Origin of the sequence: Bradyrhizobium sp. 186, from assembly GCF_023101685.1 — a bacterium.
Lineage (GTDB): Bacteria > Pseudomonadota > Alphaproteobacteria > Rhizobiales > Xanthobacteraceae > Bradyrhizobium.
Genome location: NZ_CP082164.1, coordinates 4,232,622 through 4,244,601, shown reverse-complemented (window position 1 = coordinate 4,244,601; position 11,980 = coordinate 4,232,622). Strand labels below are relative to the sequence as shown.

Here is an 11,980-nt window from a genome sequence, read left to right as displayed (position 1 = left end):
CGTCGAGAACTTGCGAAGGGCAGAGAACGTCGAGCTCGGCAGCCGCAATGAGGATTTCGAAGCTCCGTCGCCAAGACTCCCGAGCGACTCACCGAGGACGAAGCCACGTTTGCGCGGACACATGTAATCCGGGCTGTCGCGGCCGCCCACGTCGGGACGTCGGCCGCTCCTGCGCACATGATGCAGCGCGTTGACCGGCTGATCGCCTAGCGGCCGGATCGTCGAGATCAGAAGGGATCGGCTCAAGGAACCGGTCTACCCCACGCCAGAGATGATCAGCCTCGAGCGTGAGCCGATTGATCTTGCCAGCGAGCTTACGAACCGGCCATGGCGCGGACCCGACCTTGTGAAGCTGAAGGACAGGGCTTCCACCGCCGGCAAGCGACCAGCTCGTCGCCGTGAACCGGCTCGCCGAAGGGCCGGCGTTGTCGCTGCTCCGAGGCAAGGCAGGAACGGCGAAGACATATTCGCTCAAACCGCCAGAGGATCGCGGCCGAGCCAGTTTCTTATCTTGGTGGTCAGAAGCCGAAGCATGATCTTCACAACGTAACCGCATTGAGGCGCCAACGGATTTTCCTTTATTCGGAGCGACGCGTTTCCTCCAGCGACATCCGGAGTGCCTGTTCCGTGCTCGGCTAAGGCGGACCTGCGGCCGGTGGGCAACGCGCTGCCGCGGATGCGCCGCGCGGACCCTGACTGGCGAGATAGTCGATGTCGCGGCGAAGGGTGGAGACGGAAGCGGCCGACTTCATCTTGTTTGGCGTGTGTGTGGAAAATCAGGCGGCTCTCTTCAGGCGCTTGAAGCGCTCCATCCGGAAGGGTGCGGGATCGACGCAGGGTGTCGATCCGGTCACCAGATCAGCCATCAGCGCGCCCGCGCCGGGGCCAATACCGAAACCGTGACCGGAGAAACCTGTCGCGAGATAGAAGCCCGGAACGGAGCTGACCGGCGCGATCACCGGTACAGCATCGGGCGTAACGTCCATGAGACCAGCCCACATCTTCGTGATCTTTGCGTCGCCGAACGCTGGGAAGGCCTCGCGCAGATTGCTCACGCCGCCCTGAACGAATCGCCGCGACGGATCTGGATCGAGAATGCGGACCTGTTCGAAGGGCGTAACCTCGTCACTATTCCAGCATCGAGCCATCGACAACTCACGAAAGAACTGGCCGCCGATGCGAAGCGTCAGTTCATTCCAGCTCTTGATCAGCGTCGGCGCATAGTCGCAGAACAAGCGGAAGCTGTCCGGCGTGACCGGGGCGATGTTTGCGTTGCGTTGGGCGACGGTAAAGCCGCCGTCCAGACGGCGACGGAAAGCGAAGTTGCCTGCACCGACGGCAAAATCCGGAACGCCGTCGACCGAGGACAGGCGGACGACGCTGCCAAGGATCTTCAGGACGGGAAGATCGATGCCCAGATTGCCGGCGAAGAGGCGCGACCAGGCTCCTCCCGCCAGAACCACGGACGAACAGCGGATCTCACCGCGTTCGGTCACGCAGCCGCTGACCCGGCCCGCCGATCGCTCGATGGAACGGACCGCACAATTGGTGATGATATGCGCGCCCTTGGCGGCCGCTCCTCGCGCAATCGCCGAAGCCGCGATGAACGGCTCGGCCTTGCCATCGCTCGCCGTGTGCAACGCCGCGCGGAACGGCTTCGCCGCACCGGGAATCAGGGTATCTAGCGCCTCGCCACTCACAAGGCGGGAATCGAGACCAAGCGGAGTGGCGTGCTTCAACCACGCTTCATACATCGCAACGTCGGCATCGGTGTCGCAGAGATAGGCGATGCCGGCCTGTCGAAAACCCGTTTCGCCGTCGATGCGCGCGTTCATGCCGCGCCAGAGCCGAAGACTCTCGATGGCAAGCGGTAACTCGGCCGGGTCGCGCCCCATCTGGCGCACCCAGCCCCAGTTTCGCGACGACTGCTCCGCTCCGATCAATCCCTTCTCGCATAAGGCAACGCTGACGCCGCGCTCAACCAGCGAGAGCGCCGTCGATACGCCAATGATGCCTCCACCGATGATGACGACGTCCACCTTCGCGGGCAGGTCCTGCGGCGTGACCACGAGGTCGGGAATTATTCTGGACAAATTGTCCTCCTTCAAGACGAGCGCATGGAAGACATGCGGATAAGACGTTTCTTGCCGCTCTGAAGCGGGCAATCAGGCGTTCGGTCCGCTCGAGATCGGTGAAGACCGAGATGTCGCCAAACAGGAGATCGGCTTCTGCCCCGCTCATGAGGCCGCAGGCGACCGACGCATCGCGGATCGACAAGCCGTTGCCGCCGCATGCTTGGCGATCACCGAGGCCGTTGGATAGTCATAGATGGCCGCAAGCGCCGTCGAAAGCGCGAGGGAGCCCGATGCGTCAGCGAGGCAGCGTTCGACGTTCGCCTCGAGGCCCGTCACGCAGCCAGAAACGAACAGAGGTATGGCGCGATGCATCAGGCGAATGGATTCGGCGAGCGCCTCGAGAATGACGGACTCCCAGACGTTGAGGTCCAGCTCGCCTTCAGCTGCGCGCGTCACCGTCGCGTCGTTGCCGACGACGCGGAAGGCCACCTGCATCATCATCTCCGCGCCGTCTGGATTCCATAGGCGAGATCATCCGGAATGTGGCGCGTGCCGAGCACGTCCTCTTCCAGGCGTGTCGGAACGACGGACTGTTCCATTTCAGCGTCCCGGACGGTCGAGGAAATCGCGCAGGCAATACCAGCCGGCAAAGAGCGGCACGAACCACGGCTTGCCCGAATAGAAGGGCACGGCTGCGAATGTCTCGCGGTCGAAGGCCGAAGGGATATTCTGCTCGCCGAGAATTTTGCGCGCTGTCTGGTAGCCGAGAAAGGTCATCAGCGCGACGCCGTTGCCGTTGCAACCAGCCGCGAAATCTGCGCCGTCGCGGGCGCCGAGATGGGCGATCTTGTCGACGGTCATGGCCACGCGCCCGCTCCAGGCATGAGTGATCTTCACGCCCGCAAGCTGCGGCCAAACGGCCAGCATGCGCGCATAAAGCCGCTTCGCGGCAAGCTTGTCGGGCATGTCGAAGATGCCCGGGCGTGAACCGAACAGAAGCCGCGTCCCGTCAGGCGACGGCCTGGCGTAGATCAAATCACGGCGCGTGTCGGACACCATGCGGGCCTGCGGAATGAGCTCGGCCAAGAGATCGGCCGGCAGCGGCGCGGTGGCAATCTGATAGCTCTTGACCGGCACGATGCGGCTGGCGAGGCTCGGTGTCGCATCGGCGGCGGTGTAACCGTTTGTGGTTGCGACGACGTGGGCAGCCCGAATGTTGCCTCGAGCGGTCGGCACGACTTTCTCTCCGCTCGCACCATCCTGTACGACACCCGCACGCGCATGCGAGCGCAGCATGACGCCAGCGGCGCGCGCCCGGTCACGCAGCGCCTTGTGATACTTGCCCGGATGCAGGCCGCCATATTCATCGATCACCATGCCGCCATGATAGTAGTCCGAACCGATCGCCACCCGCTGATGCGCGGGATCGAGGAAATGCACGGTCACACCCGTCTTTTCCGCCAGCAGCGTGCCATGCCGCTTCAGAGTTTCGTAATCGCCCGCGGCGTGGGCGCCGAAAAAGCGGCCGGTGAGCGCAAGACCCGCATCCAGCTTCTCCGTCTCGACCAGCATCTTCAGATAATCGAAGCTCTCGTTGCTCTCGCCGATCAGGCGCAAGAAGAGCGCCGGATCGATCCCCTTGATCGCGCCACCAACCACCAGCTTCTGGCCACTCGACACCATGCCGCCCGAACGCGTCGAGGCTCCCTCCCCGATCCGGTCACCGTCGATGACGACGACGGAGCGCCCGGCGCGCGCCAGATGGGTCGCCGCATTCAACCCGGCATAGCCCGAGCCAATGACCACGACGTCGGCTCGCTCCGGCATCGGATCGAGATCGGTCTCCGGTTCCGCGGCCTCCCACCAGTAAGGCGTCTCCTTGAAGTCCTTGGCGTAGATGTCGTCAAAACGAGGCATGATGCATTGGGCCTTCCGGCTCACCTTTCATTGCACATGGGATGGCAGCACCGCGCAGCGCACGCTCAATCCCGACGAGTCGGCTGTACCGGGCCGGACGACACTCGTCCGCCCCGATGATGCGATCAGAGAACCTGACCGAGGAATTCGCGAGTGCGCGGGTCTCGCGGATTGTCAAAAAGTTCTGCAGGAGGCGCACTCTCCACGATCAGACCATGATCGGTGAAACAAACGCGGTGTGAGACCTCCCGGGCGAACTTCATCTCGTGAGTCACGAGAATGCAGGTGAGGCCTTCCTCCACCAGTTCGCGGATCGCGAAGAGCACGTCCTTCACCGTTTCGGGATCGAGCGCAGCCGTCACCTCGTCGAACAGGATCACTTCCGGCTGCATCGCGAGTGCGCGGGCGATTGCCACGCGCTGCTGCTGGCCGCCGGAAAGCTGCCCCGGATAGCTGTCCGCCTTCTCCGAGAGCCGCACCTTCTTCAGGAGCTTGCGGGCTCGCTCCTCGACTTCGGCGCGATCGTGTCCGAGGACCTGGATCGGCGCCATCATGATGTTATCCAGTGCTGTGCGGTGCGGAAAGAGATTGTACTGCTGGAACACCATCGCCACCTGATGGCGTAACGCCCGCATCTGCTTTTCCGACCTCATTTCATGCACACGGTGTGCGCCGACCCGGACAAAGCCTTCGTCCACGGGAATCAGGCCGTTGATGCACCGCAGAACGGTGGACTTTCCCGACCCGGAGGGGCCGATAATGCAGACTGCCTCGCCCTTCCGCACGAACATCGAGATGCCCTTGAGAACTGGGACGTCACCGAAGGACTTGCGGACGTTATCGAGCTCGATCAGCGCGTCGATGCGGTTCACAGGCTTTCTCCCTTCACCGCGCGCTCCCACCGACGCGCGACGGCAGCGATCGGATAGCAGTAGGCGATGAACAGGAAGAGGATGGTCAAATAGAAGTAGACGATCACCCGCTCGTTCTCCATGGCCAGCAAAGTGTTCAGAATCGTCAGCACGTCCTGGATTCCGGTAACCGTGGCGAGCGCTGTCGCGATCATCAGCAGCGCGTAGAGATTCATCCAGCCTGGGATCATGCGCCTCAGCGCCTGTGGCATGATCACGTGGCGATAGATCTGGCCGGTGCCATAGCCGAGCGAACGTGCCGCATCCCACTGGCCGCTGTGAATGGACTGAACGGCACCCCGGATCACCTCGGAGAAATTCGCCGCCGTCGGCAACGCAAGGCCAATCACGGCCTTCACGAATGGCGGGAACGGAATGGTCGTGCCGAAGACGTGCATCTCGAACGGCAGGAAATAGAGCGTTGCAAAAAGCAGAACGAGCCACGGTGAATTGCGCAGGAAATTCATCAGCAGAAAGGACGGGACTCGGATCGGTCCGAACCTGGCGAGCGTCGCAAGACCCATGATCGTACCGAGCGCCGTCGCCAGTGCCATGGAGGCGAGCGAGAGAATGATATTGAGGACAAAACCGCCCGTGATCGGCCAGCCGGACGCCGAGCCGGTGAGAAGCAGAGGAAGCCGCACCAGCACGCGGCTCCAGTGCGCCGAGCCGCCCGCCGCGGCATCGCCCCCGATCCAGATGACTACGCCAAAGGCGATCAGCAGCAGAACGGCGCGCTTCTTTCCCTCATAGGAGAGCATGGGGCCCGCGATCAATGCACCCTCCCGTAACCTGGGAAGGCCATGAAGGCTTCGAGCCTCGCCATTGCAAATGTGAGAATGGACACCAGCACCACGTATATGAGGAGGACCAGGATCATCACCTCCAGCGTGCGAAACGTGTCATTGTAGATCTGTCCCGCGTAGTACATCAGTTCCGGCACAGTGATGACGGATGCCTGCGACGTCGTCTTGAAGAGGTTGGTCAGGATGTTCGTCAGTCCCGGCAGGCAGATGCGGGTGGCGATCGGCGCCTCGATGCGCCAGAAGCGGGCCCATCGGCCGTAACCGAGTGACCGCGCCGCGTCGATGATCGACCGCGGCATGGTTTCGATGCCCGAGCGGAAGGCCTCGATAGCCAGCGCCCCGCCGAAGAGACTGAGCGAAATCGCAGCACAGGCAAAGGCACTGAGAAGCGGAACCGACAGTCCCGTCGACGGATCGGTCACCCTGAGGCCGAGGGTTGAGAGGGTGAAATAGGCAAACAGCATCTGCAACAGCGGCGGCGTGTTGCGGAACACCTCTACGAACAACTCGATCAGGGCATCGAGCCAGAAAATCCGCAGCGTGAGCCCGAGAGCCCCGAGCATGCCGATGAGGATGGCGGCGCTCGATGAGAGCACCGCCAGCTTCAGCGTGTTGACGACACCGGTAAGCAGCCATTGCTGGTACGCAGGATCCGCGAGCCACGAATAGTCGAGACCGAACAAAAGGCCGCTCCGTGTCCGTCAGTTCTTCTTCGCAACCGCAGCCTTTGCCCGCGCGGCAATATAGTCGGAGTGCGGCATGCCGAACTCGGTCTCCCACGCGATCAGCTTGCCTTCGGCCTCGGCCTTCCCGATGGCCTTGTCGACGGCTTCGTGGAATTCTGTGTCACCCTTGCGGAGGCCGCCCGCCATCGGCAGCAATTCATAGGGTGCCACCGCGATCTTGTAGCTCGCCCAATCGGGCTCCTTGAGCTTCTGCTGAAGCGTCATGTCGTCAAAGACGAAGCCGATGCAACGATTGTCTTTCAGCGCGCGATAGGCTTCCGGCTGGGTCTTGAAGGCCACGAGATTGATGCCAAACTCCTCGGTCATTTTCTTGTTGTAGTAGGAGCCCTGGATGCCGCAGATCGACTTGCCCTTCAGCTCTTCCCACTTGGAGATCGTCGCTTCCTTGGCCATCAGCACGGACGGGCCGGCAGCTGAAACGTATTCCGTCGTGAAGTCGATGACCTTGGTGCGCTCGGCAGTGACGCCGAGCGTGGCGAAGATCGCATCGATGCGGCCGGCAGTCAGGAATTCGATGCGATTGGAAGCGACGACGGGCACGAGCTCGATCTTGTCCTCGGAGCCAAGGAGCTCCTTGGCAACGTACTTGGCAAGCGATACCTCGAAGCCGACGACGTCACCCTTGTCGTTCAGATAGCCATAGGGCGCGTAGTCATTCTTCACGCCGACCACGAGCTTGCCGCGCGCCTTGACGTTCTCAAGCGTGCCCGCCAGGGCGGCGCTACCAACAAGGAAGGCAGCGAGCGCAAGGGCGGAAACGCCCATCATCCTTTTGAAGCCTGTCATCCTGTTCCTCTGGAAAAATCACAGCCCTCCGGCGCTGCTACCGCAGCGCCGCGTCGGCCATCAGCTTTTTGCGAATGCAGAAATCAGCTCGCTCAAAAAATATGCACCCTTCTCAAGCGACCTAATTTTCATCATTGGAGACACATCTCTCTCAATGTACAAGTTGCTGAGGTCTCTTTTTTCATAATGTGAGATTCCATGCCGGCGATCGCCCAACCGCCCTCCGGTGGAGCCCAGTTGCTCGACCGGGCCGTCATCCTGCTGGATCTCGTCGCCGATGGCGGCGTCGAGGGCCTATCGCTCAAGGACTTGGCGGCCCGCTCCGGGCTCAACACCGCCACCTGTCACCGCATCCTCAACACGCTGGTCGGTCACAAGCTGCTTGCCCGCGACGACAAAAAACGGCGCTACAGGTTGGGTGCACGCATGGCGATCTACGGTGTCCGCGCGGCCCGCGGCCCCGGCATCATCAGCCGCTGCGAGGTCGCGCTGTCCCGGCTCAGGCGCCGCACCGGTGACACGACCCACCTGATGGCTCGCTTCAACCACGATTCCGTCTGTCTCGACCGGCGCGACGGTGAATGCATCGTGCCGACCCTGACGGGATCGATCGGCGGCTTCGTGCCCCTCGGCGTAGGCCCCGGCTCGATCGCGATGCTCGCCTTCCTGGACGAGGACGAGCAGGATTACATCATCCGCGCCAACCTCGGGCGCTACGCGTCCTATCGCAACCTCACCGAGGACAAGGTTCGGCAGCTGATCGCCGACACCCGCCGCCGCGGTTACGCGGTGGATGTGGGCGAACTCATTCCCGGCATTGCCGGAGTTGGATTGCCGATCATGACGCCGGGCGAAAAGCCGGGCGCCGCGCTCAGTTTCACGCTGCTCTGCGCCAAGCTCAGGCCAAGCGTCCTCGAACACTACGGCGCCCTCCTGAAGGAAGAAATCGACGCGATCGTCGGTCAGTAGGAAGGGGTCAGGGGCGCGAGGCAACGGCTCGAAACAGGTTAGCGGATCTCGTTCACGTAGTGATGATGCACAGTCGTGGCGCGGTGCTCGCTCAGGATCGCAAGCGCACCGGCTTGATCGTACGCCTCCTCGCGGATCACCAGAACGGCGTTCGGCGAAGCTAGCGCAAGTAGACGCCGGTCCTCCTTGTCGGCTAGCTCTGCCAAGAGCTTCTCGCGTATCGCTGCAATGCGAATGCCGTAGGCGTCGAGCAGATGGAGGTAGAGCAGTGCAGGCACGTTCGCCGCCTCGTGCGGGAAATCAGGCACGCGGCGCGCAATGAGCCGTATTCGCGAATGCATTACCGGCACGCGGCCAACACGTCGGATGCGGTGAAGACAGAGCAGCGGCTCACCAACAGCTTCCGTGAAGAGCACCGCCTCCTCTGCATCTGCCGGCCGCAGCACCACGGACAAGACTTCGGGCACGGAACGCTGGAGGCTGCCGTCTTCGCCATGAAGTCGGAAATACTGGAAGAAAAAGCGCAGACTGTGTTGCGGTGCGCGGCCGGTCACGACCGTCCCGGTCTTGCGCCGGCGCACCAGCATGCCGTCGGCGGTCAGGTCCGCGAGCGCCCGGCGGATGGTGCCGACCGCAACGCCGTATCGCGCAGCAAGCGCAACTTCACCGGGAAGCACCGTGCCCGGAGACACTTCGCCCACCAGGATCGCCTCGGCGATCTGCCGCTTGACGTGCTCGTACAACGGAACCGGCAGGCTAGATGGGCCGCTCGCCGCTGCTTCTGCCTGTTTACCGGTCACGCCTGCCTCATTCTTTGGAATTGACAGCAATCGGCTTCGCCTATTTCTTTATAGAATATAGAAATGAGCCGCTGCAAATGCTTTCTCCACTGCAAGGCCCAGGACAGGCCAGCCCGACGCTGGCCGACGGTTTCGCCGAGATCAAGCGCACAGCCGAACGTGCGATCGACGATCTTGCGCGGATGGTGGCAATCGACACGACTTTCCCGCCCGGCGCGGGATACGAAGCGTTTGCCGGCTTGATGGAGAGCGCTGTTGCAGCGCTCGGCCTGGACTGTCAACGCGTCGATGTCCCCGAACATTTGTGGCGCGTGGCGTGCGGCCCGGCGCAAGGGCGCAGAACCAATCTCATCGCGCGCCGCCGCTCGGACAAGCCGGTGCTCGGGCTGTATTTTCATGTCGACACCGTACCGGCAGCGCCCGGGTGGAGCACCAATCCGTTCCAGTTGACGCGCGACGGCGATAGCCTAATCGGCCTCGGCGCCGCCGACATGAAGGGCACTATCGCGGCCGTGCTGCTCGCGCTGCGCGCCGCCGACACGATCGGCCTTCCACTCGGCTACGACCCGATGCTGCTGCTTTGCACCGACGAAGAAGGCGGACTCTATCCCGGCGTGCGCTATCTGGCGGAGCAGGGTTTGCTCGAAGGCCACATTCTCAACTTCAATGGTGCCGCGGCGCCGCGCATCTGGGCCGGCTGCTTTGGCCTCTTCACGCTTCTGGTGCGCATCCGCGGCAGGACGGTTCACGCAAGCGAAGCCGGGACCGCCGGCTCAAGCGCCAACGCTATCGAGGTCGCACTGCCGATCCTCAATGCGCTCGCAGCATTGAAACCAGAAATCGCCGCGCGGACGTCCACCCTGCCTGCGTCGCCGCATGCGATGCATCCGCTCGCAGCCCAGCTCGATATTTCCGCAGCCCATGGCGGCCAATGCGGCGGTCAGACTCCATCGCTCTTTGAAGTTCTCGTCTGTCGGCGCTATGCGCCGGAGGAAGACTTTCAGGCCGCGCGTGCCGAAATCGAGAACGCCGTCTTTGCAGCGGCTCCCGGAGCTGACGTCGACGTGGTTCTGACCGGTCACCTCATGCCGACATCCGATCCGACAGGCCCGCACTGGGCGCGCTGGAAGGAGGCGCTGTCGGTCGGATTCGGATACGCACCGGACGATTTCGCTAAATGGGGTGCGACCAGCTGTTCTGATTTCGGCTGGGTGCAACAGACCGGAATGCAGGAGATCCTGCTGACCGGCCTCGGCCGGCCGGAAAGCCACGTTCACGCGCCCGGCGAATTCACGACGCTCACCGACATTGTCGCGCTGGCGAAATCGGTCCTTGCCTATCTGTACGCCGACTTCCGTCCCGATCTGTCTCCCGAAACACTCGCCGCCCGCTAACTCAAGGAGCACGCATCTATGCTGTCCGTCAGTCGCCGTCTTTTCCTTGCGGGAACCGCGATCGGCCTCGCCGGTCTGCCCAGGATCGCCTTCGCCGAAGCCCCGAAGCGCGGCGGCGTGCTCCGGATGTCGGTCGACCAGGCAGCATCGGTCATCCATCCGATGCTGGCGCGCGTGAACCCGGAATATCTCGTCACCGAACTGCTCTACTCCAACCTCACCCGGCTGAAGCCGGACATGACCGTCGAGCCGGACCTTGCGATCTCGTGGGAGCCGAACGCGACACTGACGGAATGGACCTTCAAGCTGCGCCCGAGCGTGACGTTTCACGACGGTTCGCCACTGACCGCCGACGATGTCGTCGCCACCATCACTGCCATCCTCGACCCGAAGACCGCTTCCCCCGGCCGCACCAATGTCGGCCCGATCAAGGAAGTTGCCGCGGTCGATCCGCTGACCGTCAAGTTCACGCTCACGGGCGCCTATGCCGACCTGCCAGTGGCACTCACCTATCTCAACGCGCGCATCGTTCCGGCCAAGGTCATCGCCGGCGACTTCGCGAGCCTTTCGACCACCGCCAACGGCACCGGCCCATTCAAGCTGGCGTCCTACGAACCCGATCGCCGGATCGTCGTCGAACGTAATCCTGCTTACTATGATCCGGTGCGGCCCTACCTCGACCGCATCGAGTTGCTCGTCTATCCGGACCGCACCGCCGAAGCGTCCGCAATGATTTCCGGTGATATCGATTTGCTGCTCACGACCGCGCCAGGCGAATATGAACGCCTCGTCAAGGCCGATGGCGTCAAGGCCCTACGCACCCCATCCGGCCAATTCCTCAATATCAATCTCGGATGCGACCAGAAGCCGTTCAACGACGTGCGCGTTCGCCAGGCCCTGGCATTGGCGGTGGATCGCGAGGCAACCGTGGGCTTCGTCGCGGGCGGCTATGGCACGCCCGGCAACGACACGCCGTTGAGCTCCGCCTACCACTTCTACAAGAACATTCCGCTGAAGAAGCCCGACATCGCCAAGGCGAAGAAGCTCCTGGCCGACGCGGGCTATCCCAACGGCATCGATTTGACGCTGGTCGCATCCGACAAACCATCAACCCGCACACAGCTCGGCGTCGCGGTCCGCGAGATGGCGGCCGCAGCCGGCTTCCGCATCAACGTGCAGACCATGCCGCATGCCACCTATCTCGACCAGGTCTGGAAGAAAGGCAATTTCTACGTCGGCTTCTACAACATGCAGCCGACCGCCGACGCCATCTTCAACCTGCTCTACACGTCAAACGCGGCCTGGAACGAGACTCGCTGGAACAACGCGGACTTCGACGCAGTCATCAATGCAGCCCGCGTCGAGACCGATGAAGCGAAGCGCACGGCACTCTACGCCAAGGCACAGGACATGATGAACGCCGGCGTCCCCTCGGTGATTTCGGCATTCTTCGACCTGCTCGCGGCACAACGCTCCTACGTCGACGGCTACGTGCTGCACCCACGCGGATCGGTATTCCGCCTCGACATGGTCTCGCTCGGCGCCGCCGCGCCGAAGCGCTCCTGACACCGGAGGC

The 11,980-nt window shown here is 62.8% G+C and carries 11 protein-coding genes; 3 read left to right on the top strand and 8 right to left on the bottom strand.

Annotated elements, in window-relative coordinates:
• Positions 1 to 776 precede the first annotated feature (776 nt).
• The 7 genes from IVB18_RS20165 to IVB18_RS20135 form a co-directional block, all read right to left on the bottom strand.
• A complete protein-coding gene (locus IVB18_RS20165; RefSeq protein ID WP_247990743.1) occupies positions 777 to 2,093 on the bottom strand; it encodes an FAD-binding oxidoreductase in 1,317 nt (438 codons plus the stop codon).
• 144 nt (positions 2,094 to 2,237) lie between these two features.
• Positions 2,238 to 2,570, bottom strand: coding sequence for a hypothetical protein (locus IVB18_RS20160; protein WP_247990742.1), 333 nt, complete (start codon positions 2,568 to 2,570; stop codon positions 2,238 to 2,240).
• Positions 2,571 to 2,675: 105 nt separating this feature from the next.
• Positions 2,676 to 3,992, bottom strand: a complete 1,317-nt coding sequence (locus IVB18_RS20155) for an FAD-binding oxidoreductase (RefSeq protein ID WP_247990741.1) — start codon at positions 3,990 to 3,992, stop codon at positions 2,676 to 2,678.
• Between the two features lie 125 nt (positions 3,993 to 4,117).
• The gene (locus IVB18_RS20150; protein WP_276581220.1) at positions 4,118 to 4,864 is read right to left on the bottom strand and encodes an amino acid ABC transporter ATP-binding protein; all 747 of its coding nucleotides are present in this window, start codon (positions 4,862 to 4,864) and stop codon (positions 4,118 to 4,120) included.
• Positions 4,861 to 5,679 carry an amino acid ABC transporter permease gene (locus tag IVB18_RS20145; RefSeq protein WP_247990740.1) on the bottom strand — a complete coding sequence of 273 codons (819 nt, stop codon included), beginning with the start codon at positions 5,677 to 5,679 and terminating at the stop codon, positions 4,861 to 4,863. The genes IVB18_RS20150 and IVB18_RS20145 overlap by 4 nt, the downstream gene beginning before the upstream one ends.
• Entirely contained in the window at positions 5,676 to 6,392 is a 717-nt protein-coding gene (locus IVB18_RS20140; RefSeq protein WP_247990739.1) for an amino acid ABC transporter permease, read from the bottom strand. Before IVB18_RS20140 ends, IVB18_RS20145 begins: the two co-directional genes overlap by 4 nt.
• A gap of 18 nt (positions 6,393 to 6,410) precedes the next feature.
• Positions 6,411 to 7,241 carry a transporter substrate-binding domain-containing protein gene (locus IVB18_RS20135; RefSeq protein ID WP_247990738.1) on the bottom strand — a complete coding sequence of 277 codons (831 nt, stop codon included), beginning with the start codon at positions 7,239 to 7,241 and terminating at the stop codon, positions 6,411 to 6,413.
• A 198-nt stretch (positions 7,242 to 7,439) separates the two neighbouring features.
• On the opposite strand from IVB18_RS20135, the gene IVB18_RS20130 reads away from it, so the two are divergent.
• Positions 7,440 to 8,210, top strand: coding sequence for an IclR family transcriptional regulator (locus IVB18_RS20130; RefSeq protein ID WP_247990737.1), 771 nt, complete (start codon positions 7,440 to 7,442; stop codon positions 8,208 to 8,210).
• A 38-nt stretch (positions 8,211 to 8,248) separates the two neighbouring features.
• Here IVB18_RS20130 and IVB18_RS20125 read toward each other — a convergent pair whose 3' ends face one another.
• Complete coding sequence (locus IVB18_RS20125) at positions 8,249 to 9,010, bottom strand: GntR family transcriptional regulator (RefSeq protein WP_247990736.1); 762 nt, start codon at positions 9,008 to 9,010, stop codon at positions 8,249 to 8,251.
• A gap of 77 nt (positions 9,011 to 9,087) precedes the next feature.
• On the opposite strand from IVB18_RS20125, the gene IVB18_RS20120 reads away from it, so the two are divergent.
• Positions 9,088 to 10,404 carry a M20/M25/M40 family metallo-hydrolase gene (locus IVB18_RS20120; protein WP_247990735.1) on the top strand — a complete coding sequence of 439 codons (1,317 nt, stop codon included), beginning with the start codon at positions 9,088 to 9,090 and terminating at the stop codon, positions 10,402 to 10,404.
• A gap of 18 nt (positions 10,405 to 10,422) precedes the next feature.
• A complete protein-coding gene (locus IVB18_RS20115) occupies positions 10,423 to 11,970 on the top strand; it encodes an ABC transporter substrate-binding protein (protein WP_247990734.1) in 1,548 nt (515 codons plus the stop codon).
• Positions 11,971 to 11,980: the final 10 nt, after the last annotated feature.